At 61.5% G+C, this 22,756-nt stretch carries 23 protein-coding genes; 16 read left to right on the forward strand and 7 right to left on the reverse strand.

Annotated features, from left to right (window positions below):
* Nucleotides 1–6 precede the first annotated feature (6 nt).
* The 3 genes from K3758_RS12055 to K3758_RS12065 are packed head-to-tail and all read left to right on the forward strand — an operon-like array spanning nt 7 to nt 2,533.
* Nucleotides 7–1,143: a hypothetical protein gene (locus tag K3758_RS12055; protein WP_259945235.1), complete on the forward strand. Its 1,137-nt coding sequence runs from the start codon at nt 7–9 to the stop codon at nt 1,141–1,143.
* Nucleotides 1,140–1,667 (forward strand): type II secretion system protein GspJ, encoded by a 528-nt coding sequence (locus tag K3758_RS12060; protein ID WP_259945237.1) that lies wholly within the window; start codon nt 1,140–1,142, stop codon nt 1,665–1,667. Before K3758_RS12055 ends, K3758_RS12060 begins: the two co-directional genes overlap by 4 nt.
* On the forward strand, nt 1,664–2,533 hold the full coding sequence (locus tag K3758_RS12065) for a general secretion pathway protein GspK (protein WP_259945238.1): 870 nt from the start codon (nt 1,664–1,666) through the stop codon (nt 2,531–2,533). The genes K3758_RS12060 and K3758_RS12065 overlap by 4 nt, the downstream gene beginning before the upstream one ends.
* An 88-nt stretch (nt 2,534–2,621) precedes the next feature.
* Here K3758_RS12065 and K3758_RS12070 read toward each other — a convergent pair whose 3' ends face one another.
* Together K3758_RS12070 and K3758_RS12075 are read right to left on the reverse strand one after the other, a co-directional pair.
* Nucleotides 2,622–2,819 (reverse strand): hypothetical protein, encoded by a 198-nt coding sequence (locus K3758_RS12070; RefSeq protein WP_259945241.1) that lies wholly within the window; start codon nt 2,817–2,819, stop codon nt 2,622–2,624.
* 24 nt (nt 2,820–2,843) lie between these two features.
* Nucleotides 2,844–4,469: a DUF4331 domain-containing protein gene (locus K3758_RS12075; RefSeq protein ID WP_259945244.1), complete on the reverse strand. Its 1,626-nt coding sequence runs from the start codon at nt 4,467–4,469 to the stop codon at nt 2,844–2,846.
* Between the two features lie 182 nt (nt 4,470–4,651).
* On the opposite strand from K3758_RS12075, the gene K3758_RS12080 reads away from it, so the two are divergent.
* Nucleotides 4,652–5,128 carry an A24 family peptidase gene (locus K3758_RS12080; protein WP_259945247.1) on the forward strand — a complete coding sequence of 159 codons (477 nt, stop codon included), beginning with the start codon at nt 4,652–4,654 and terminating at the stop codon, nt 5,126–5,128.
* Between the two features lie 99 nt (nt 5,129–5,227).
* Here the strand turns inward: K3758_RS12080 and K3758_RS12085 are convergent, their stop codons facing one another.
* Nucleotides 5,228–5,452: a hypothetical protein gene (locus K3758_RS12085; protein ID WP_259945250.1), complete on the reverse strand. Its 225-nt coding sequence runs from the start codon at nt 5,450–5,452 to the stop codon at nt 5,228–5,230.
* Nucleotides 5,453–5,554: 102 nt separating this feature from the next.
* Between K3758_RS12085 and K3758_RS12090 the strand changes: the two genes are divergently transcribed.
* The 11 genes from K3758_RS12090 to K3758_RS12140 all read left to right on the forward strand — a co-directional run bounded on the left by K3758_RS12090 (nt 5,555) and on the right by K3758_RS12140 (nt 15,668).
* Entirely contained in the window at nt 5,555–6,655 is a 1,101-nt protein-coding gene (locus K3758_RS12090; protein ID WP_259945253.1) for an ATP-binding protein, read from the forward strand.
* A gap of 2 nt (nt 6,656–6,657) precedes the next feature.
* Complete coding sequence (locus K3758_RS12095; protein WP_259945256.1) at nt 6,658–7,332, forward strand: response regulator; 675 nt, start codon at nt 6,658–6,660, stop codon at nt 7,330–7,332.
* A 174-nt stretch (nt 7,333–7,506) separates the two neighbouring features.
* Complete coding sequence (locus tag K3758_RS12100; protein WP_259945259.1) at nt 7,507–7,905, forward strand: hypothetical protein; 399 nt, start codon at nt 7,507–7,509, stop codon at nt 7,903–7,905.
* A gap of 156 nt (nt 7,906–8,061) precedes the next feature.
* Nucleotides 8,062–9,417 (forward strand): patatin-like phospholipase family protein, encoded by a 1,356-nt coding sequence (locus K3758_RS12105; RefSeq protein WP_259945262.1) that lies wholly within the window; start codon nt 8,062–8,064, stop codon nt 9,415–9,417.
* Between the two features lie 380 nt (nt 9,418–9,797).
* Nucleotides 9,798–10,268 carry a hypothetical protein gene (locus tag K3758_RS12110; RefSeq protein WP_259945265.1) on the forward strand — a complete coding sequence of 157 codons (471 nt, stop codon included), beginning with the start codon at nt 9,798–9,800 and terminating at the stop codon, nt 10,266–10,268.
* Complete coding sequence (locus tag K3758_RS12115; RefSeq protein ID WP_259945268.1) at nt 10,265–11,089, forward strand: HTTM domain-containing protein; 825 nt, start codon at nt 10,265–10,267, stop codon at nt 11,087–11,089. The genes K3758_RS12110 and K3758_RS12115 overlap by 4 nt, the downstream gene beginning before the upstream one ends.
* Nucleotides 11,086–11,418 (forward strand): DUF393 domain-containing protein, encoded by a 333-nt coding sequence (locus K3758_RS12120; RefSeq protein WP_259945270.1) that lies wholly within the window; start codon nt 11,086–11,088, stop codon nt 11,416–11,418. The genes K3758_RS12115 and K3758_RS12120 overlap by 4 nt, the downstream gene beginning before the upstream one ends.
* Before the next feature lie 121 nt (nt 11,419–11,539).
* Complete coding sequence (locus K3758_RS12125; RefSeq protein ID WP_259945272.1) at nt 11,540–11,785, forward strand: hypothetical protein; 246 nt, start codon at nt 11,540–11,542, stop codon at nt 11,783–11,785.
* Nucleotides 11,786–12,564: 779 nt separating this feature from the next.
* The gene (locus K3758_RS12130) at nt 12,565–13,281 is read left to right on the forward strand and encodes a sugar transferase (protein WP_409202631.1); all 717 of its coding nucleotides are present in this window, start codon (nt 12,565–12,567) and stop codon (nt 13,279–13,281) included.
* A gap of 71 nt (nt 13,282–13,352) precedes the next feature.
* Nucleotides 13,353–14,252, forward strand: coding sequence for a CpsD/CapB family tyrosine-protein kinase (locus K3758_RS12135; RefSeq protein ID WP_259945277.1), 900 nt, complete (start codon nt 13,353–13,355; stop codon nt 14,250–14,252).
* Between the two features lie 114 nt (nt 14,253–14,366).
* Nucleotides 14,367–15,668 (forward strand): Wzz/FepE/Etk N-terminal domain-containing protein, encoded by a 1,302-nt coding sequence (locus K3758_RS12140; RefSeq protein ID WP_259945279.1) that lies wholly within the window; start codon nt 14,367–14,369, stop codon nt 15,666–15,668.
* Between the two features lie 5 nt (nt 15,669–15,673).
* On the opposite strand, the gene K3758_RS12145 is transcribed toward K3758_RS12140, so the two are convergent.
* Nucleotides 15,674–16,984 (reverse strand): oligosaccharide flippase family protein, encoded by a 1,311-nt coding sequence (locus K3758_RS12145; RefSeq protein ID WP_259950082.1) that lies wholly within the window; start codon nt 16,982–16,984, stop codon nt 15,674–15,676.
* A gap of 159 nt (nt 16,985–17,143) precedes the next feature.
* Between K3758_RS12145 and K3758_RS12150 the strand changes: the two genes are divergently transcribed.
* A complete protein-coding gene (locus K3758_RS12150; RefSeq protein ID WP_259945281.1) occupies nt 17,144–18,349 on the forward strand; it encodes a glycosyltransferase in 1,206 nt (401 codons plus the stop codon).
* On the opposite strand, the gene K3758_RS12155 is transcribed toward K3758_RS12150, so the two are convergent.
* Genes K3758_RS12155 through K3758_RS12165 form a run of 3 tightly spaced genes read right to left on the reverse strand, consistent with a single transcriptional unit; the run spans nt 18,346 to nt 22,753 of the window.
* The gene (locus K3758_RS12155) at nt 18,346–19,200 is read right to left on the reverse strand and encodes a glycosyltransferase family 2 protein (protein WP_259945283.1); all 855 of its coding nucleotides are present in this window, start codon (nt 19,198–19,200) and stop codon (nt 18,346–18,348) included. The two genes, K3758_RS12150 and K3758_RS12155, sit on opposite strands and share 4 nt — an antisense overlap.
* Nucleotides 19,191–21,812, reverse strand: a complete 2,622-nt coding sequence (locus K3758_RS12160; protein WP_259945285.1) for a hypothetical protein — start codon at nt 21,810–21,812, stop codon at nt 19,191–19,193. The genes K3758_RS12155 and K3758_RS12160 overlap by 10 nt, the downstream gene beginning before the upstream one ends.
* Nucleotides 21,809–22,753 (reverse strand): hypothetical protein, encoded by a 945-nt coding sequence (locus K3758_RS12165; RefSeq protein ID WP_259945287.1) that lies wholly within the window; start codon nt 22,751–22,753, stop codon nt 21,809–21,811. Before K3758_RS12165 ends, K3758_RS12160 begins: the two co-directional genes overlap by 4 nt.
* Nucleotides 22,754–22,756 lie beyond the last annotated feature (3 nt).

The following is a 22,756-nucleotide window of genomic DNA, read 5'->3' on the forward strand; positions in this document are numbered from 1 at the left end:
CGAAAGATGCCAAAAGCACGAGCGAAACAAACCCCCGAAGCCGCGATTTGCGGGGCTGGGGCGGCGCTGACACGGCGGCGTCTGTTGCTGGGTCTTGGTGGGTCATCGGCGCTCTTTGGTCTGTCGGGCTGCGGCGGGCTGTCTCTGACGGGGGGCGACAAGCTACCGCCAGCGAATGCGGTGGGTCAGGCGGTTCTGCTGGCCCCTCTCAGCGGGCCGCGAGCGTCATTAGGTCAGATCATGCTGGCCGCTGCAAGCCTTGGCGGCAATTCCACAGCACCGGGCGCAGAGGTGGCGGTGGTCGACGCGGGCGACAGCGACGCCTCGGCGGTTGCGGCGGCCAAGACGGCGCTGGCAGGCGGTGCGCGGATGTTCCTTGGGCCGTTGTTCTCGGGGCAAAGCCGCGCCGTGGCGGCGGCGGTGGATGTGCCGGTGGTGTCGCTGTCCAACGACAGCTCAATCGCAGGGGGGAACCTGTTTGTCTTTGGCATCACCCCGCAGCAATCGGCCAAATCGATCCTTGGGTTTGCGGCCTCACGTGGTAAGCGCAGCGTGGCCACCGTTGTCCCGCCCGGTACCTTCGGGGCCCTGTCGGCAACAGCCGCGCAGGCGGTGGCGGCCAGCGTCGGAATTAAGATGCCCGCCCCGGTGGTCGCGGCCTCGGCTGGAGGGCTGGTAGACAAAATCCGCGCGGCCAACGGCGGCGCGCTGCCCGATGCGGTCTATCTGCCCGTGGTCGGCGGACCCTTCGAGGAACAGGCCGCCGCCCTCAAATCCAGCGGGGTGCAACTGCTGGGCTCCGAGCAATGGGCCTCGATCACCCCTTACCGGATCGCGGCGCTGCAAGACGGGTGGTTTGCCGCCCCCGACCCGGTGGGTTTCGAAGCCTTCGCCACCGCCTTTGCCGAGGTCAGCGAGGCCGACCCCGGCGTGCTGGCAGGGCTGGCATTCGACGCCGTGGAAATGGCCCGCATCCTTGGCCGGATTGCCCAGCAAGACCGCAAGGGACTGCTGCGTGAGGCGGGCTTTGACGGTGTTGTCGGCCCCTACCGGTTTCAGAAAGACGGGCAATGCAGCCGCGGCCTGGCGATCCTTAGTGTGACCAATGGCGCCAACAACCTGATCGGCTCGACCGGCGCATGACCCCTCGGCGCGACGGCATGGCCGGGGTGACATTGGTCGAAATGCTGGTGGCGCTGAGCCTTTTTGCCATGGTCGGTCTTGCCGCCTTTACCACCTTGGACACGATCCTGCGGGTGCGCGCGCAGACCGATGGGCGGCTGGAGCATCTGGCCCGGCTTGACCGCGCGCTCATGATCTTTGGCCGCGACCTGATCGAAGCCGATCCGCAGGCGGTCACGTTGGAGGCGGGCGTACTCTCGGCCCCGCTGCAAGACGGGCGCACCCTGCGCCGCTACCTGCGTGCCGAGGGGGAATTGCACCGTCAGTCGGGCCCGCAAAACGCTGACCCCGATTTGACCCAGACCCTTGTGCCAGAGGTCGAGAGCCTGACCTTTCGGGTGCTCGACGGCGGGGGCATTTGGCATGACACCTGGCCTGACCCCGCCAGCGACACTCCGGCGTCTGCCGTGGACCTGCGCCTTGAGATCACCGGAGCAGGCACGCTGCGGCGGCTGGTGCCATTAAGCCAAGTGGTGCCGAAATGAGGGCGCGTGAGGCTGGGGTGATCCTGATCAACGTGCTGGTGGCACTGGCGCTTGGCGCGGCCATTGTCGTGTTGATGTTCACCTCACAGGAAAACCTGATGGACCGCACCCGCCGGGCTGCGGCGGCCACGCAGGCCGAAGCGCTAGCGCTTGGCGCGGAGGCATCACTGGTCGCCGCCCTGCGCCGCGACATGGAAGTGGCCCCCGAGACCGACCATATGGCCGAGCCTTGGGCGCTGGCTGCGCAAGAGGAGGTTCAACTGGAAACCGGCAGCTTCTCAATCACCGTGAATGACGCGCAGGCGCGGTTTGACCTCAACGCCTTGGCGGCGGGGCGGCTTGCGCAGCAGCAGACATTGGCGCAACTGATCACCGCGCTGGAACTGCCGGACCGTGTGGCGCTCGATATCAATGACCACCTGATCCGGCGCGGCCCAGTGCGGGACTTGGCGGAAATCCAAGCGTTGGACGCCCAGACCCGCGCCGCGCTGGCACCCCATGTCAGCCTGCTGCCGCAGTCCGGGAATGTGAATTTGAACACGGCCAATGAGACGGTGATGGCCGTGATGCTGGGCTCGCCCAGTGCGGCGCGACAGCTTGTCAAACGGCGCGCGGCGACGGGCTTTCTTACCAAGGGCGACCTCACCGACGCGGGGATTGTGACGCTGAACGGGGTTGGCTTCACCTCAGCGGTCTTTGATGTCGAAAGCCGGGCCGAGGTCGACGGTCTCACGGTCACGCTGAGTTCGCGGTTGCTGCGCCGCACGGTGCTGGGCCAAAAGGAAGTGCGCGTCATCGCGCGCAGTTTCTCGCCCCAAGGGGCAGATGCAGCCCCCCTGCCCGACCCGCCGCCCTTTCGCCCCTAAAAAACACAGACGCCAAGAAAAACGCGGCCTCCCGGGGGGGAAGGCCGCGTTTCAGGTCACTCGCGCCAATCAGGCGCTTGCCGTCCCCTTACGGGTTAAACGGCTCCCGTGTCGGGAACTGGGGCAACGACACCCCGGCGAGGGGAATCGGATCATCGTTGCGATCCTGCGCGAAGGCACGGGCAAAGTCCGACCCCAGCGAGGCGATCCCATTCAGCCCGCTCCCGCCGCCGCAGGCGACCAAAACACCGCCCAGAAGCACAAGAATCGAGATATTCTTTAACATTGGAATTCTCCTATTCCTTTGGGTTTAGTTGTTCGGCGAACCGGCGATCGGCGTATTCAGATAGGGGAAGGACGCCCGCAGTTCGGTGGCCCGCAACGGCGCACCATCGGTGAAGGGAACTTCGCCCGCGGGTGCTGTGTCATCAGGGTCACCATCGCCACAAAGGCCAAGGTTGATGCTGTCTTCGGCACTTGGATCACCGCTGACTTCCTGACCCAGCGGCACGTCGTGGCACAGACGGCCCATCATCACACGCAGGGCAAGGTCGACCGTGTCATCGCCGGGGCGACGGCCGTTCGGGAAACCACCCAGATCTTCGGCCAGCAGGCCAAAGGTGTGCTGATCATCACGTGGTGTCGCCGGGAAAGTGGTGTTCAGACGCAGCATTTCCGACAGGTCGGTCTTCTTGTCAAAGCCAGCTGGCTGGTTCACACCCGGAAAGCCCGACAAGAACGCCGTCACAAGGTCATTGCGCGGGAAGTTCGACGGTGCGATGTCGCCCGAGGCACCAAGTGCATCGCGGAACAGGATGTCCAGCAAGGCCGGCAGGGTCGGGTTGGTGACATAGACCGCGAGGGCTTCGTCAATGGTCGGCTCGGCAGCGTTGAAGAGGTCCTTGTCGGCCAGACCGATGACGACTTCGTTCACCAGCGGGTTCGACAGACGCGACTGTTGGACCCAAGCACCGCCAAAGAGCGAAGTCTGCTCATAGGTCGGCGACGGATCTTCAAGCTCACCCTGCGGCAGGCTTGCGGTGGTCCAAGCGCCGATCACAGCTTCATCGCCTTGGGTCAGGCAGTCAATCGGGACTTCAAGTGCCAGCGTGGTGACATTGGCCTTGCCGATCAGATCGTCATTAGCGCGGTCCTGCACGATGCCGTTCGCATTGAAATCCGGGTCATTGTACTGCGGCCACATCGGGTTATCGGGGCCTTGCACGGGCACAAGATTCACCAAGTCGAAGATCTCGCCGAGGTTCACGGCAAAGGCTTCTTCGCGCTGACCGGCAAAGACACGGCCGGTGCCACAGCCCGGAATCTCGACATTGTCGTAGATATAGGCGTCGGCATAGGCCTCGTAGTCGGGCAGTGTCTTGTTGCCGACGTTGTCGAGGGGCTTGGTGAAGGTTGCACCGCCCGAGTGGGTCAGTTCGGCGCGATCGCCGCTACGGCGGTCGCCGGTGATCATGGTGACACCGTAGCTTTCGGTCTCGCCCAAGGCGGCTGTGGGGTTGCTGGCGGTGATCTGGCCAGCCGCGCGCAGCGGGATGCCCACGGTCTCACCGCCGATATCAAGCTGGATACCGGTGCCGCCCGTCAGGTTGTTGTCGAATTTGAACTGGAAGGTGATCTCTTCCTCGGCGTCGGCATCGTTGCTGACGTGGATCTCATAGATCGCATCGGGATCCATGGTGAAATAGTTCGGACCGCCATAAGGGGCCTGCAAAGGCTGGTAGTTGGCGATCAGGGTCACATAGTCGCCGCGCCCTGCCTCATAGCTTTTGAACATGTAGAAATCGGTGGCGTCGATCTTTGGCTGCTCGGTGATACCGGGCGCTTCGCGGTGTGACGACGCTGATGCAAGGGTCGTCGTCAGGCACAATGCGCTGGCGCAGCTCCCTCGTAGCAGGGTACGAACAGAAATAGTCATTTGTCTCTCCCAAGTTGGCATTTTTCTGATGTAATCGTTGGTTCAACTCTCCCTGCGAACGCTGAAAAAAATGCAACTCAGTACCCGCATTAACGCAGTCACGTAGTTCGTTAAGAAAAGGTTTCATCCTTTTTGAAAAAAGTTTTGTTGCCGAAGGACGGGATGATTTGTAGGCCAACGGAATGCCTTTGAACGCGGATATGTCGCCTGCCCTATTCCTTGCGAGCACGGCCATTCTGGCCGTGTTTCTGGGTCTGCTGGTACGGATCGACCTGCGCGAGAAGCGCCTGCCGGACCGGTATACCTTGCCGCTCATCGTTCTGGGGCTTTCGCTAAATGCTTATGCTAGGGGCACATTACCGGTGGGCGAGATTTGGGGGGCGATTGTCGGCTATGTGACCTTCTGGGGGCTCGGCAGTTTGTTTTTCAGACTGCGAGGGCAAGAAGGGCTTGGGCTCGGCGATGCGAAGCTTCTGGCCGCCGCTGGCGCGTGGCTGGGGATTAGCGCCATGCCGATGGTCGTGCTGTTGGCGGCGCTTGGGGCATTGGGCTTTGCAGCTATCACCCAGCGTGGACGCACGGACCAACTGGCCTTTGGCCCTTGGCTTGCGGCGGCGTTCTTTGCCTTGTGGGTATTGAGGATTGATACTGTCTGGTAGTGATCGGCAGGCCACTGTTGGAGCGTTGAACCATTGGTGTCCCTGCAAACTAACTGCACATTTTGGTGATAGACCTAACATATGAACCCAATCCGGAAGTCATTGTTCGCCAAGATTTTCACAGCCGTCGCAGCGATTTCCATTCTTATCGTATTGGTGATGGCGCTGATGGTCGCCCTGTGGATGCGCGAAGGTTTCGCGCGCTACCTGCTCAGGGGGGAACTGGCACGGTTCGACGAGCTCGCAACGTCCTTGGCTGAGCGTGGGCAGGACGGCTGGGCCGAGTTTGAAGAAGACCCGCAACTGTGGGCTGCTTTTGTACATGCGCATGCCCCTCTCCCAAGCCGGTCCCCGAGATTTCCACCTGAAGCCCCACCCCCACCAAGGCCAGACAACCCACCGCCGTTTATATTAGGCGATGACAATATGAGGCTGGAGAAACGTATCGTGCTGCTTGACCGCGATGGCATTCAGATCGCGGGCCATATTGAACGCTCGGCGCTATTTGAGCGGCGCCCCGTATGCGCGAACAACACCTGCGCGGGCGCGAACCTTCTTGGCTATATCGGATTGAACGCGCCGATGGAGCAACGAGATGCGAGCGACACATTCTTTCTGCGCGGGCAGTATGCGTCTCTTGCTCTTGCTGCGCTGATCGCCATCGCCCTTTCGGCTGCGGCTGCGTTTATCATCGCGCGCCAGTTGCTTGAGCCCATTCGGCGGCTGGAAGCCGGAGCGAAAACGATGGCGGCGGGCAATTACACGGCCCGGATCAAACAAGACAGAAGTGACGAATTGGGGCAGTTGATCGGCCACTACAACACTTTGGCGGCGACACTTGAACAAACCGCCAAGGCCGAGCGTGAATGGATTTCCAACACCAGCCACGAATTGCAAACGCCGCTTGCGGTGCTACGCGCCCAGATTGAGGCGCTACAGGACGGGATCCGCCAGCCCGACGACAAAACGCTGACCGAAATGCATGCAGCGCTCATGCGACTGTCGCGTCTCGTACAGGACCTCAAAACACTGTCCTATGGCCGCGAAGCCGAGCTGACATCGTCACTTGAACAAGAAGACCTCCCGTCCCTTGTGAAGCAGGCGGCTGAAACGATGCGTTCAAAGCTCAGCGCTAAAGGGATAGAGTTGGAGCTTAATCTGCCGACGCAGATGTGGGTTCCCTGTGACCGAGGGCAGATTGGCCAAGTCATGGATAACCTGCTTGAGAACGCCTTTCGATATACCGATGGGCCCGGCCAGTTACGCGTTAATCTGCAAGACACCGATGGTTTCGCGCAGTTGACTGTAGAGGACACGCCGCCAGCCGCGCCCGAAGACGATGGGGACAAGCTGTTTGACCGTTTCTACCGCGTGGAGGCATCGCGGTCTCGCGCGCATGGGGGGTCTGGGCTGGGGCTCTCCGTCTGTAGGGCCATCGTAGAGGCGCATGGCGGCACCATCTCTGCTGGCCGATCCGAGTTGGGCGGGGTACAAATTGTCATACGATTGCCGAAACAAGCAGTGTGACCATGGCGCGCATCCTGATCGTAGAAGACGAAATAGCACTGGCAGAAGTCGTGCGGGATTACCTGCTTGCTGACGGTATGAGCGTAGAAATGTTGGGTACGGGCGCGGGTGCCATCGCGCTTGCCCAGACAAATCAGCATGATCTGGTCATTCTGGATCTGATGCTGCCCGAGGTAGATGGCCTGACGATTTGTCGAGAATTGCGCAAAACATCCGATGTACCGATCATCATGACCACCGCGAAAGTAGAAGAAATCGACCGTCTTCTGGGTCTTGAACTGGGGGCAGATGATTACCTGTGCAAACCCTTCTCCCCGCGTGAGCTTGTCGCGCGGGTCAGGGCGGTTTTACGCAGACGCCCTATGGGTCAGCCCGCACAAAGCCCTGCCACGAACGACCGCCTCATCATCGACGGCGACCGGTGGCAGGCAACACTAGATGGCAGCCCCCTTGACCTCACACGCCGGGAATTCTCGGTGCTGCAGGCGCTTGCTTCCCGGCCAGGCCGCGTTTTTTCGCGCGACCAACTGCTTGCACTGGCCTTTCCCGGCGACACAGAAGTTTTTGACCGAACCGTCGATAGCCACATTCGAAACATCCGGCGCAAGATCGCATCGGTCAGCACTTGGGACCCGATCCGCTCTGTCTATGGGGTGGGATACGCCTACGATGGCTAAAGGGGCCGCCCCTACCCCAACCTTTCGAGAATTGAGCCAGAAAAGCTACAGAGTGCATTTTTTTACGATCTGCATTCTCGCTGCATAATTGCTGCAAACTCACTGCTCAAAGAACATGGAAAAAGGCCCTGTGAATGGCGACTTAACGCCACAACAGGAGAACCTACGATGTTCATGGATAAACTTAGAGCACAACGCGAACAGGCTGCGGCCCGACGGAAGATACCATTTTACCGGCCAACAGTACCCCGCGTCAAAGGCAACCAAAGCATCATCCTCGCGATCACCTTCGCCGCTGTGGTTCTGGGCGCGCTTAACATTTCCGCCGTGCGCGCTGAAAGTGCTTCGGCAACGGATCAAGGTACCGTTTATGCGCAATCTGCGCCTTCCGGTCAGGGCGAACGCGCAGGCCGCCCGCCGCGCGAGGCTATTGAAGCTTGCGAGAATGTCGAGCCACAGTCTGTCTGCGAGTTCTCGGGCCGCGATGGCGGCACCGTTCGGGGCACCTGTATGTCCCCCAAAGCAGATGTGCCACTGGCGTGCGCCCCGGCCAATATGCCGAAGAAGGGTTAGGTCGCGCTTCGCCACGAGATTGCGATGCGGCAACCCTCAGGGGGTGCCGTATTCTCCGTGTCTTGCCGAGAAACGGATAGGCTGAATTGAAACCCGCCCCACCTTTGCCCGGGCTTGCTTATGCGCGCCTCGCATAGTCTCGCTCGGGCGGTTTTGGTGCATTCCGACATAGACAAACCGATCGCGACGGCGGGCGCTGAGCGTCCCTTGACCGTAGATTTTACACTTGAGGATGGCACTGCATCCGCCCGCTACCAGATCACGGCGCCCGACCACGAGAACCATCGGACTGAAATACAGCTTACCGAGCAAGGCCAATCGCTCGGTGCCCCTGAGGGAATTAAGATGATTTGCACGAAACCAAACAGGGGCATTGTGGGTCGCCGTTCGTTTCTCATGGGCCTTGGGGCCACTGCTCTTTCAGCCTGCACAAGCCCCGTTCAGACGCCTTTGGCGACGCGCCTCGAAACGGACAATGACCCGCTGTCGCGGTTTCGTCTCTTTGCGGATGATGGGCCGGATGAATGGCGCAAACACCTTCATCCCCCGTCATCCTTACCGGACCCCTCTGCCGGGCCGAACGTGCTGGCCCTATCCGGCGGCGGTGAGGACGGTGCTTTTGGGGCGGGCGCGCTCGTGGGCTGGTCCAAGCGGGGCGACAGGCCCAATTTCGACTTGGTGACCGGCATTTCGACCGGCGCCCTCATCGCTCCGTTTGCGTTTATGGGACAGGATTACGATAATGTTCTAACCCGCGTTTTCACCGAAAGTGACGCAGGTGACATCATGCGGATGCGGCCATTTCAGGCGGTCTTCAGCGACGCGCTATATGACACCGCGCCGCTGGCTGCGTTGATCACCAAGCACACCCCACCCTCGTTTCTTCGTGCCATCGCGCAAAAGCACAGAACGGGAAAAAGCCTACTCATTGTCACCTCGGAACTTGATAGTGCGCGGGCCTCGGTCTGGGATATGGGCGCCATCGCAGCCGCTGGGCAATACGAGCTGTTTCGCAGCATCTTGCGCGCCTCTGCCGCCCTGCCGGGGCTCTTTCCGCCGGTAAATCTGCGATACACCGCGGGGGGTAAAACCTATGCGGAAACGCATGTCGACGGGGGCGTACATATGCAGTTTCTGGCGGTCCCCAGCTTCGCGTTCACGACACCTGACCACAGGCTGCAAGGCGGGCATATTTACGTCCTGATCAACAACACGCTTAATCCGGCCCCTGAAACAGTAGGACGATCCGCGCTAAGCATTTCGCAACAGGCACTCACCACCACAGGCCGAGCCAACGCATTGCTGCAGGTCAACGCGACGCAGCTTTACGCACGCGAACGGGGGCTACGCTTTTCGGTAACATCAATCGATCCGAAATCTGGGATCGTCTATGATCCGTCGGATCGGTTTTCATCAACCTATATGAACGCTCTTTATCAACACGGGGCGGAGCGGGCCCAGAGCGGTACACTTTGGACGAACGCAAAGGAGGAGTGGCCGCCACAACAGTAGCACCGAGAAAATCGAATACGTCCCGAAAGCGACGGGTTAAACATGCAGGCCCAATCAGAAAGGTGCTTGCACCCTCCTCGGTTCGTCAATTTCTGCGTTCACTAATGGGTGTTTTTATTCAAATTGGGCAGATTTCAGTTGTTCCCTGCAGGTGCCGAAGATCAGGTCAGATAGGAGCGAAGGAAGTAAAATCACCCCTGCCGTTGGGCAATGTGAACTGCGGGGTTTCAGTCACTTATCAAGCACCCAACTGCCCAAAACCGATGCAATTTCTATGTTTCCCAACCATGGCTCACATTTTGCCCAATTTTCGTCCCGATTTCTTAACATGGTTGTGTGAAACCTAGATACTGGCGCAACCTGTGAAAGAGACCGCAGCAATGACCCATGCACCCACACCAGAAGCCGTGTCACGCCCGGAGAGCGGAAATTTTTCGATGTTAGCGCGCCACATTGCTTTCGGCTTGTTTGCGGTATTGATCTATCTGGGCCCGGCTCCTGGACAGATTTTCGGCTCCCATTCGCCATGGCTGCGCGAGTGGGTCATGTTCTCCGGGGTGGGGGTGGGCATTCCCAATGGCCGCTTTGTCGTGCGACATGAGGATGGTGTCGAAACAACGCACACCCCATTGGAAGCGGCAGATATCGAGCAATACCCGTTGATTTTGCACTACCTTTTCGAGAATCGCATTTTCGCGACAGAGCATTTCGCTCATTTTGCCGCGCCCCTATGCGCAACGGTACCGGAAACAAGCTCGGTTCGTTTCGAAGGGGCGGTTGGAACCCGGCAGGGCTGGCAAGCCTTGAAGATCGAAAATATCTGCGCCTCCAGCGAAGGAGAGAAACCATGAACGCTGGGGTGATGTTGCGCGACTTCGTCGCTTGGGGCCCAGACGCCACTGGTCCAACGCGGGCAGTTGCGCTTTTGCGAATTGGGCTGGCAACCATGGCAATTGTCCGCTTCGGTGCCGAAGTCGCACCCTTCGCGGCGGAGACATTCAGCGAACTTCTGCTGGGATTGGTCTTCTTTATCTTTGCAATCGCAGCCCTGCTGGGCGTCCGCGCTAGACTGTCAATCGGTCTGCTTGGGCTAACAATATTTCTTCTATATGGGATGAGACAAGCGGGCCTTGGTACCGCGGGTTGGAATCATCACCATGTCTATCTTCTTGGCATCTCTTGTATTTTCCTCATGTTTACGGATTGCGGCCGGTCTTATTCCTTTGACCGTTGGACGGCCATCCAGAGCGGAAATCGGGTTCTACCTGAACACGGCATCTTGTGGGGGCAGCGCCTGATCGCCCTGCAAATGTCGGCACTCTATTTCTGGACCGCGGTGGACAAGTCAGACCAAGCCTTCATTTCAGGACAAAGGCTCGAACAGATTTTCGTTTGGAGCTATTCGGGTCGCACGCTTGAAATCCTTCTCGCCTCTCCCATGCTCCTTTCGTTGATGTCCTGCGCCGTCTTGGTCGTCGAATATTTCCTTGCCTACGCGATCCTTACCCGTCGCCATCGCGCAACGGCCATTTTCATCGGGCTAAGCATGCATTCGACGTTCTACCTGTTGCTCCCCGTTAGCACCTATTCAGCAACCATGATGCTGCTATACCTTGCGTTGTTGGACCCGCAATCCGTCCAAAAGTTCACCAAGAGGATGCAAGAGCCATGACGCCGCTGCGGATCGTCTACGATGGTGAATGTCCTTTTTGCGCAAACTATGTCGTGCTGCTTCGACTTCGGGAAGGCCATGCCGTTGAACTGATCAATGCGCGCACCGATCGAACCAGGGCCAATAGTTATGGTCTGGATCTCAACGATGGGATGATCGTCGATCTTGACGGTGAGGTTTTCCATGGCGCGAAGGCTGTCGCCCTCCTCTCGCGTCTGTCACGGCGGCGAGGGGTGTTAAGTTCCGACCGCGTTGCAAAGGCGGTCTATCCGGCGATGCGGTTTGGTCGGGCGGTAACACTTAAGGTTTTGGGCCGAAAACCTCTCTGACTCGCGCCGGGCGAGAACGGTGACACTGCTTTGCCCGTAGGCGACGCCGTTAAATGCCCACGCGCGCCCCTATGCCAAAAACTGACGCGGACAGCGCAGGTCACCGGTTCGGTTGCTCTCATTGACTGGTCAACGCAGCGGCAAAGGTCGCGGAGGCTACTGGGACATCGACCAGCACAGTATCCATCTGATCGGCCAGCCTATGGCGAAGCCCCGACATACCGGCGCGGCACAAAAATTTCGACGCGCTCGGGTGAATGGGCGGGACGGCTATACAGTCATCTTCGGCGACTTCGACCGGCCGACGCCTTCGGACAAGGACCTGCTGCGTTCCGACGGAAAACGCGTCGTGAACGGCGATAGCTGAAGCAGTGAATAGACTTCCGTTGGGCTGTGTGGCGCGGCCACCGACCTATCGTCGGTGGGAATAAGAGGCTGCCGTTCAGCTGCGTGGCGGGGCAAACTCATCTTTACCCAAGGTGTCCCTGTCTCTCGTTTGAACCCAGTAGTTCTTGGGTCTTCAGTATTTGCCTTGGTCCGCACCAACCCAAGCCAAGCAACCGAAGAATCCTCCGAAACTTTTGCTGCCAATTTGGATGAGTTCGCGCCCAGACATCCACTTCCTGCGCCCAACTGTCGCCCATTTATCGCCCTAACATTTTTGTGAGGGTTCTGCGGCAGGTGACCGCAGGCGTGCCGATATGTCATCCCTCCACAAGTGCCTTAGTGTAGGAGATGCAAGTAGCCAGTACACGGAGCGCATCGCGGCACAGCCCTAAAATAAGAGACATTTCTCAGCAATATCAATCTCTTGATGTGTCCCTCCCACCCATCAACACCCCTCTCTTCGCAGCATGCCAGCAGGTTCCACGCCCGAGCCCCCCCTGCCTAACCCCTACAGTTCTCTCGCTAATTTCTGCCAAGCCCCTCTCCTGCGAAACAGTCTGTTTCTGAGAAAATGGATCGAATAAGGCGAAAAGGTGGTAACAAATGATACATATCCTACCTGAACGTATAGGCCGCCTAGGCCGTTGAGACAAAGCGGGGCGAAGGCGCCGTGGGCCGGACAGGTCCGATTGAATGCGAATGAACCCTGGGGGGTTTGGAATGAAGTACTTTGACGCCCACAGCCATGCCTATCGCTCGATGGAAGCCCTCGCCGGCCCGATGCTGGGCCGCACGCAGCCTGCTGCTGCGGGTGCCGCCGCGCTGCCCGCGCCGCGCGCTGTGGCGGCCTTTCGTCTGCGTCCTACCGGCCTTTATGGGCGCTATGCGAAACCGATTATCGACCGGCTGCTGATCCTTGCCTCCCTGCCCATCGCGCTGCCGATCATCGCCCTTTGCGCGCTGGCGCTCTGGATTGAAAGCGGGCAGCCCTTCTATACCCAGCAGCGTCTTGGGCGGGGGGGCAAACGCTTTTCTATCCTGAAACTGCGCACTATGGTCCGTGATGCCGATTCCGTGTTGGAAAGCTACCTTGCCGCGAACCCGGCGATGCGGGCCGAATGGGACGAGATGCAAAAGCTGAAGGACGATCCGCGCATCACACGGGTTGGCGCCTTCCTGCGGGCAACCTCGTTGGATGAGCTGCCGCAGCTTTGGAACGTCTTGAAAGGCGACATGAGCCTGATCGGCCCGCGTCCGATGATGCCCGACCAGCTTGAGATGTACGGCGATGCAAAAGCCTATTTCGCCCTGCGCCCCGGCATCACCGGGTTGTGGCAGGTCTCGGCGCGCAACAACAGCCGCTTTACCTACCGCAATGAGGTCGACGCCGCCTATCGCCGCAATCTGTCGCTGCCGATGGACCTGACCATTCTGTTCAAAACCGTCGGCGTCGTCTTGCGCCGGACCGGGTGCTGAGCGATGCTTGCCGCGCCCGGCAACAACGAGAAAATTAGCGCCTCATGTTCAGAAAATCGAAAGGGAAGACGATGAAAGATCTCTACGCATCCGACGCTCTTGGCGCGGACAATAGCGATGTGTCGGCGCAGTTTGGCGGCCCGGGGATGCGGCACAGCATCCGCCCGCGCCGCACCGTGATCGACCATGAGGAGGAGTTCGACGGCGATCTTGCGTCTGAAGAGACGCTGCCCACCGCCGCTCCGGCCGTGTCGCGCTATATCGGCGACGACCGCGCGCCGCGTTGGCAAGACCTGCCCATCGCCACCCCCGGCCCCGGGGGGGACATGCCGCTGGTCGACGATCACCGCAACAGCGCCGCCGCGCGGGCCTTTGACCTGCTGCGCACGCGCCTGCGTCAAACCACGTTAGAGCATCGCTGGGTCAATATTGCCGTCACCGCCCCCACCTCGGGCTGCGGCAACAGCTTTTCGGCGACCAATCTGGCGCTGAGCCTGTCGCGTGTGCCGGGATCGCGCACCGTGTTGATGGACATGAACATGCGCAGCCCCGGTCTGGCCCGCGCTTTTGACATGCAAGCCCCCGGCGCAATGAGCGACCTGCTCAGCGGGCGGGCCGATCTTGGCAAAGGGATGCTGCGGGTCAGTGACACGCTGGCCCTCGGCCTGAATGACCAGCCCGAGGTGAACGCCGCGGAAATCCTCCAAGACAGCGCCACCGCCGAAACACTGCTGCGCCTGCGCGCCTCGCTGCAGCCAGAAATCATTCTTTACGACATGCCGCCTATGTTGGAGCATGACGATCTGTCGGCATTCCTGCCGCAACTTGATGGTGTGTTGCTGATCTCAGACGGCACGCAAACCATGGCGCGTCATCTGCGCGAATGCGAACGCATGCTCGAAGGCCAGGTGCCGCTCTTGGGCATCGTGCTGAACCGGGCGCGCGCGTCCAGCCTGCCGAAATATGCCTGACACCCCCTGTCGCTGCCCCCTCTAGCGCCCTATTATCGCCCAAGTCTTCTGGTCTAGGCAGGGAAACTCCGCCGGGCAACGGTCGGGGGCTTTAGGCAGGTTGGAAAGAGGCACATGGGACCGATCTATACATTCGATGACATCATCGACATGCTCCGCCGTCGGGCGGGCGTGATCATTTTGATCACGCTACTGGGCTGCATCGCCTCGGTCTACTGGGCGTTGTCGACGCCGCATGTTTACCAATCTTCCGAAGTCATTCAGATCGAGCAGCCCAAGATCGCCAATGATCTGGCCCCCTCTACTGTAGAGGGGTCATCGGCGCGTCGTCTGCAGTTGATCGAACAGCAGTTGATGGCCCGCGGCACCCTTGTAGACATCATCCAACGCTTTGATCTTTATGACGATCTTACCGCGCTGCGGATCTCGGAAAAGGTCGATTTACTGCGCCGTTCGGTTACCATCACCGGGGTCGCTGCCCCGCGCGAGGGCTTTGCCGATGACGGCACCATCTCCGTCATGACCTTCACCGCCGAGATGGACAACCCCGCCGATGCGCAGGCCGTGGCGCGCGAATTTGCCGACCGCACCCGCCAGATGTCGGCGGCCCAACGCCAAAGCCAGACCCAAGAGACCTTGGAGTTCTTCCAGCGCCAAGAGCAGAACCTGATCCGCGACATCTCTGAACTTGAGGCGGAACTGGCCGATTACCGGGCCGAGAATGATCTGTCTCTCGAAGGCAGTCTTGAGTTTCGCCGCGGCGAAATTAGCAGCCTGAACGACGCCCTCCTTGAGCTTGACCGCGAGATCATCACCACCCGGCTGGCCCGCGACCGGGTCAACCCCGACGCCCGCGCCGCCACCATCGCCCGCGAACAGGCCGAACTGGACGCCACGTTGGAAAGCCTCACCACGCAGCGCGATTTGCTGCAAGAGCAGCGCGAAACGCTGACCGCCAGCCTGCAAACCTCACCTGAGGTTGAGCGTGAACTGGCCCGGTTTGATCGTCGCCTGACCCAGCTGCAGGACCAGTTGGAGGTGATCACAGCCCGCCGCAACGAGGCGGAGGTGGGGTTCTCACTCGAATCCGATCAACGGGGTGAGAAACTGATCACGCTGGAGCAGGCCGAACTGCCGGATTACCCCGTCTCTCTCAGCCGCAAAAAGCGGGCGGCGATAGGTGGCATGGGCAGCTTCGCGCTTGCCCTGATCGTGGCCTTTTTGCTGGAACTGCGCCGCCCTGTGATCCGCTCTTCCCGGCAAATGACGCGCGAGACGGGGCTCATCCCCGTCGTGTCGATCCCCGACCTCAGCCCCCGCGAAAAGCGCCGCACATTGGGCAAAGTATGGCAAGAACGCTTAAAGGCAGGTAAAGAGGGCCGCGCCGCGCGAATGGCACGCAAGCAAAAGAGCTGATCCGCTCAGACCGTGGCGCTGAGCCCCAGCACCCGGTCCCAATGCAGCCAAAGCGCCAGTGCGCCAAGCACGATCCCCAGCAGGGCAAAGATCAAATCATGACGCGCGTCCCAGACGCCATGCGCCCGCGCGAGCCAGATCAGCACCAGATGCGACAGGGCCATCGCAGCACCTAAGCCAATCAGCGCACCGGGCAGCCCGGCGGCGATCACCCCCGCCAACAGCAACCCAATCTGCAAGCTGGCCCGCGAGGCCGAGGAGATGAAAAAACGCCGCGAATCCCCCGCCGCAAGCGCCGCTTGGTCATAGGTCATCCCGATCACCTGCGGCATCAACGCCAGCGCCAGCATCACCAGAATCGCGCCGCTTTGCAGATAGCGCGGGTCATAGAGTACCGAGACCAGCCACGGCCCTGCCAGCGCCATCACGGCCAAAAGCATCAGCAGCCCGCCGCTCAGCCCATAGCGCATCCGCCGCAGCTTGGGATGATCGCCGCCCCCGGCCTCGCGGTAGATCGGGATCATCACCCGCCCGGTGACGTTCTGCCCCAAAAGCAGCGGAAAACTGGCGAGGAAATAACCGATATTGTAGATCCCCAAACCTTCGAGTGAGAGGAACTTGCCCAAGATCGCCTTGTCCCCTTGGCTGGCAAAGAACCAAAACATGGTCGACAGGAAAATCCATTTCCCGAAATGCACCAACTCCTGCACCGCAGGCCGTTCCCAGCGAAAGCGGTTGCCCGACCCCGGCAGGAACGCATGGGTCAGCGCCAGTTTTGCCAGCGCCCCCACCACGCCACCGACCACCAGCGCCGCCACGGATTGATAGAGAACCGCGCCCACGATCATCACCACGATGCCAATCACCTGTGACCCCAGATCCAGCAGTGTCAGCCGCCCCATTTGCAGATGCCGGTGCGCCGTCTCGATCCGCGTGGGATTGAACCCGGCGACCACAAGGCTCAGCGCTGCGATGGGCAGATAGGTCAGCAGCGAAGGCTCATCGTAAAACGCTGCCACTGGCCACGTCAGCGCACAGGCCGCCAGCCAGAGGCACAGCCCCCGGATCGCTTGAATCGTCCACGCGGTGTCCAGAAAGTCGCGATCATCGCCGCGTTTGCTCTGTGCGATGGAGGGGGCGATCCCAACGTCCGAAAACAGCGTCAACCCGACGATCACCACCTGTATCAGTGCCATCAGGCCAAAGGCTTCGGGGAAAAGCAGCCGCGTCAGGATCAGGTTCGAAGCCAGCCGGATCGCCTGCGACCCGCCATAGCCCAAGACGATCCATGAGGTTGAGCGCAGCGCCCGTGCCATCAGGCGATTGCCCGTCACCGCTTGGGAAACCTGTGAAAACACCCGTTGCTGCGCCTTTGCCAATTCTTTGCGAGAGACTAAAGGCTTGCCCGCCCTTGTGCCAGTGGCAAGCGGGCGGGTAACAAGGTTTATCAGCCATAAGCCAAGGCCGCGCCCGCCGTGAAGATCGCCTATATCCTCAACACCTACCCGCAGCCCTCGCATTCCTTTATCCGGCGCGAGATCGCGGCGTTGGAGGCGGCGGGCCATGAAGTTCTGCGCTTTGCCATGCGCGGCCCCGATGTGCCGCTGGTCGATGGGCAGGACAAGGCCGAAGAGGCGCGCAGCCACTATGTTCTGGCCGCTGGCGGGGCCGCCCTTGCCCATGCCAGCCTGCGCAGTGTCCTGCGTTCGCCCCGCCGGTTCGGCAAAGCGCTGCGCGAAGTCTGGCACGCCGCACGTCGGGCCGAGACGGGGATGGCCCGCCATCTGATCTATCTGGCCGAGGCATGCTATCTGCAGGCGCAGCTGGACGGCAGCGGCACAGAGCACCTGCACGCTCATTTCGGCACCAACGCCACGATGGTCGCGATGCTTTGCCACCTGCTTGGCGGGCCGCGCTATAGTTTCACCACCCATGGGCCCGAGGAATTCGACAGCCCCCACGCGCTGTCACTCGGCGCGAAAATCCATCATTCGGCATTTGCCGTGGCGATCAGCCAGTTCGGGCGCAGTCAACTGTGCCGATGGGCCGACCCAGCCGATTGGCCGCGCATCAAAGTTGTACATTGCGGCATCGAGCCCGCTAAATTCCCTGCCCCCGCCGCCCTGCCGGATGGCCCGCGGCGCCTCGTCTCCATCGGGCGTTTTGTGGAGCAGAAGGGCCAGCTTGCCCTGATCGACGCCATGGCCCGGCTGCGCGACAGCCACCCCGATCTGCATCTGACGCTGATTGGCGACGGCCCTTTGCGCCGCGCGATTGAAGCGGAAATCGCCCGGCATAACTTGCAAAATCGCATCACCCTGACCGGCTGGGTCGACGAGGCGCGCGTCACCTCCGAACTCAGCGCTGCCCATGCGCTCGTCATGCCCAGTTTTGCCGAAGGTCTGCCCATGGTGGTGATGGAGGCCATGGCCGCCGCCCGCCCGGTAATCGCCACCTATATCGCAGGCACGCCGGAACTGGTGCAGCCCGGCCAGACCGGCTGGCTGGTGCCCGCAGGCGATGTGGCGGCCTTGGCCGAGGCGATGACCGCCCTGCATGACGCGCCGCTCTCGACGCTGGAAGAGATGGGCACGAACGCCCGCGCGCGGGTCTTCGCGCGCCATGATGTGTCCCGCGAGGCGGCCAAGCTCGCGGACCACATGCAAGACGCCGCCCGCTAACGCCCCCGCACCCAGCGATTTGTGCTGCGAAAGACCGGTGCGTGGATCGTCAGCCGCACGGCGACAAAGACCAGTGCCCCCAAAGGGTCCGCCAGCGCGCGCCGCCAAAAGGGGCGCATCTGGTCATGCGCGTCATCATTGCGCATCAGGTCGGGGAAAAGCTGCTCGACCTCGGCCACGCCAATGTCTTGCCGCCGCCGCACCCGCACCAGCGGCGCAAAGCCTTCGATCATGGGCCAAGCATAGGGGGCAGGCACCGCGATGCGTTCCTCGGGGCGGAAATTCAGCCGCGCGAAAGTGTCGTCCGAGATGATGTCCGGCCAATCCCCCCAACGCGCCCGCCCGGTGCGGTTCATGGCAAAGACACCAAACCCCGGCACGCCATGGGTCATGAAACCGGTGGTCTGCCAAAACCGCGTGTAATGGCGCGTCACCCAATCGCCTGAGGTCGTGACCTGCGGCATCCCGCTGGCATAGCGCGGCGCGTCCTCGGCCAGTGCCCCGGCCAGTTGCGCCAGCAGGGGCGGTGAGATCAGCACATCGGCGTCGAGATAGACCAAGACCGCACCCCGCGCCGCAGCCTCGCCCGCATTCAACGCAGCGAGTTTGCTGCCTTGAGCCAGTTCCAGCACCCGCAGCGCCCAGCCTCGCGCCTCGAACGCGGGGGCCTTTCTGCGGGCCAGTTCTGCGGTGTCGTCCGTGCAGCCATTGGCCACGACGATCACCTCCACCGGCCCCGCCACAGGGTCAGCGGCGCAGAGCGCGTCGAGGCAGGCGGGCAGCCAGTCGGCCTCATTATGGGCGGGGATCAACACGCTCACCCCTTGGAACGCGCCTGTTGCTACTTCCATGCGTTCAAAGCGTCCCAACGTGGATTTTCATCCGCCAGATAGCGCAGCGCGCCCCAAGACCCCCATTTCGTCGGGGCATAGACATCCGAATAGTGGGTGAACAATTGCCCGCCGACAGCCAGCCACCCTGCCATCAGATCGGTATAGAGCGCACCCATTTGAGGCGCGTAATTAAGATGGTGAAAGAAGGCGGTCAGACTTTCGTCATTCACTTGCGCCCCAAGGCCAACCACATGGCTGCCGCCTTCGTACATCACCAGATCAAGGTCATGCGCCCGCGCCACGGCGGCATGATAGGGCCAGACACGGCCAATAAGGTCGGCAAGCGTGTCGTTTTCAAGCCCGCTGATGCCACCGTTGCGCAGGTCTTTCGCCGCACGGGCGGTGGCCGCGTCAAAGCGGTGGGTCTTGATATATTCGTCCAGAGCGCTGCCGCCTAACCCTTCCGTTTCCCCCTCGGCGCGGGCCAATTCGAGGCTTTCCGACAGCCAGTCCTTGACCAATTCCGCATTGTCTTCCAGCCCCAGCACCCCACCAAAATAGCCGGTGATCGCATAGGCATCAAAGGCGGTGGCGGGCGCGCCGTTTCCTGCTTTTTCAGCCTGGTAAAGCGGGGCTTCCAAAGCCTCACGCTCAAGTCCCAGCCAACCGGTCTGGCTCGCGATCACATTGCACAACCGCGCCTCAGCCTCACCGCCGAAGACATCCGTCCAGATGCCCGCCACTTCGGCGGCGCGCAGGCCATAGAACTGCATCCCCTTCTCGGCCTCATTCCAGCGGGCCTGCGCCATCTCATCCGCCCAATGGGTCTGGGCGAATTGCCAATTCCACACCTCGTTGGAGAATTCCACATAGGCTTTGCGGTCCTCGCTCAACGTCTCCTCGACGTAGGTCGCGAACGCGGTCACATAGCCATCATCCGCCAGATGCGGCATGTTAAACCACGGGTCGATCCCCAGTTCATTGGCCAATGCGACTATCACCTCCACCGGGACGCCGCGCAGGGCATAGGTCACATCCTCGGGGCGCGGACGGTCCTCCCAAGTGGCGATGGGGCTGTCGTTGGTGGCCATCCAATCCATGAAGCGCAGCACCTTCATCCCCGTCAGATGCCGCGTCCAATCGGGGTTGAAACGCGCACCGGCGTCGTAATCGGCGACGCGGTCTTCGCGGACCACGGTGATCTCGCGCGGCGGGTCGCTGCGGTGCATGCGTTGAATGCGAATGTCGACACTGCCCGGCCCCGGCGCATAGTCGAACCGCACCTCGTTCTTGCCATAGCGCACATTCTCGGCCCGGCCCGTGACCTCGATCACGCCCTGCCCCTCAAAGCGAAGCAGATAGCGGCCTTTGAGCGTGGTCGCCTGCGGCGGCATGTCGGTCAGGATCAATGTGCCGATGCTGCCCAAGGCGCGGGGCATCTTCACCGGCCAGCCTTCGGCATCGAGGTAGCCACCCTCGACCAGTTGCGCATATTCCATCCCGCCAAAGCGCCCGGCCAGATGGCCAAGCCACGGGCGCGCGGTTTTCATCAGGTCGAGGAAAGGAGCCTGCACGCTCCAATCGGCGATGGCGGCAAGGCCGATGCCCATGTCGCGGGTGCCTGCGACGGCGTCCTGCGGCGGTGTGATCTTGAACGGGGTGTTCGCAACCGGCGTGACAGGTACTTCGGGTTCATCTGGGGCGGGCGCTGGCTCATCGCGGGCAGGCGTAGGCTCAGGCACCGTGGGCGGGCCGGTGGGCGAAATCGGGGCGGTCTGTGCATTGTTTGCGGCGGCAGGGCGCGTGGCAGGCGGCACCGGCACCACAGCACTGCCCTGATACTCTCGCACCGCATCCCAGGCCACACGCTGAAGCTCCCGCGCGAGGTCGGGGGTGGGGGTGTCAAACGCTTTGCCCCAACGGTCATTGAAAACCGTCGGCAGGCCCAAGGGGTCTTTGCCCGTTAGTGTGGCATATTGCACCATGGCGACAAAGTAGTGGCCCAGATCGTTCAGGTGGATGTCATCGGCAAAAAGCGCGTCGATCTCATTCAGCCCCGGCACACGTTCGGCGGCGATTTCATCGTAGAGCCGCGCCATCGCTTGCCCGGCGGGGATCACCTCAATCGTCGCAGTGTCAGAGCTGCGCCCATCGCTCACCGCCGCCGCGATCCCCTCCCAAGCGGGCAGATCATTCTGCAACCGTTCGCGCCAAGGGATATGGGCGTGGTCGTCATAGGCCACTGCCTCTCCGCTGCCGCTTTTCAGCGAATGCCATGTCTCTTGCAGATAGACCTTCACCTTCGGATTGGCCGCCGCAGCAAGGCCAAAGAAAGCCTGCGCATAGACTTCGGTATCCGACCAGCGTGTGTGATTTGCCAGCGGGATCGCCTCGGTCAGGATCAGATGGGTGGTCTGCCCTTCGGGCAAGACCGTGCGGGCATCGACACCCTCGGCCCGGTCAGATTCGTCCCAATTATACCGCAGAGGCGCGCCGTTGATGATCTGCGCGCGCACCTGGCCCTGCCCCACCCCGGCGCGCAGCGCCTCTTGCAACATGTCCGGCCCGTCCGCCCCAAAAAGGCTGTGGCCCACCATCAAGACCGAGAACAGCCCGCCCAGACCGCTCATGCCGCGACACCGCTGTCGGGATAGGTACGGACCACGTCCCAGACCACGCGTTGCATCAGCGCCGCGGCCTCTGCACTTGGTGTGTCAGCCGGGGTGCCATCCGCGCGGGTCAACTGATGCGGCAGCCCCGCCGGGTCGCGGTGATAGAGCGTTGCGTAATGGGTCAGCGCCACAAGATAGGCCCCCTGATCGTTGAAGTGAATCGTATCGCGGCGGCCCTGCTCATCGCGCGAAAAGAGGTCCTGCAGGCTGATGATGCCGCCCACCCCTCCGGCCGCATCGACCGCGCGTGTGAATGCCGCCATGACCTGCCCGGCGGGGATCAGATGAATGGGCCGGTCCGATTGCTGCAAGGCAGGGTAGATCACCTGTTGCCGCCAGTATTGATCAAGGTCACGGTCGATGCGGTTCAGCCAGCCCTTGCCATCGTCGGTGTGATGCCATGTCTCATAAAGATAGACGCGGGTGTCGGGCCGGGCCGCCTGCGCCAGATCGGCCCAGCGGGCAAGGTAGTCGGGGCTGTCGTGGTAACGGATGGCGTCGGCAATCTCGACCATCTCGGTCAATACCACAGCGTCGTAATCGCCCGAACCGATCGCCGCCCGGGCGGGCCGGTGCTGCGCATGGTCATTAGAGCGCTCAAACCCGTTCACCGGTACATCTGGCTCCCAATGCTCGCGCAGCGAACTGCCCCAGCCCGTTTGACTGTGATAGCTGTGCCCCGCCCCCGCCATCTGCGCCAGCATCGCGGGCATGTCTCGGCCCACCAGTGAATGCCCCAGATGGTAGACCTGCATCGGTCCCGTCGGCGGGGTCAGCGGCGTGGCATAGAGTTGTTCCGCGCGGTCCTGCACCTGCGCCCGGCGAAAGACCCAAGTCCCGCCGCCGAGGCTGGCAAGAGCGGCGCCCCCCAGAAAGGCACGGCGAGAGAGTGCGACCATGAG

The organism is Sulfitobacter sp. W002, from assembly GCF_025142135.1.
GTDB classification, from domain to species: Bacteria; Pseudomonadota; Alphaproteobacteria; order Rhodobacterales; family Rhodobacteraceae; genus Sulfitobacter; species Sulfitobacter profundi.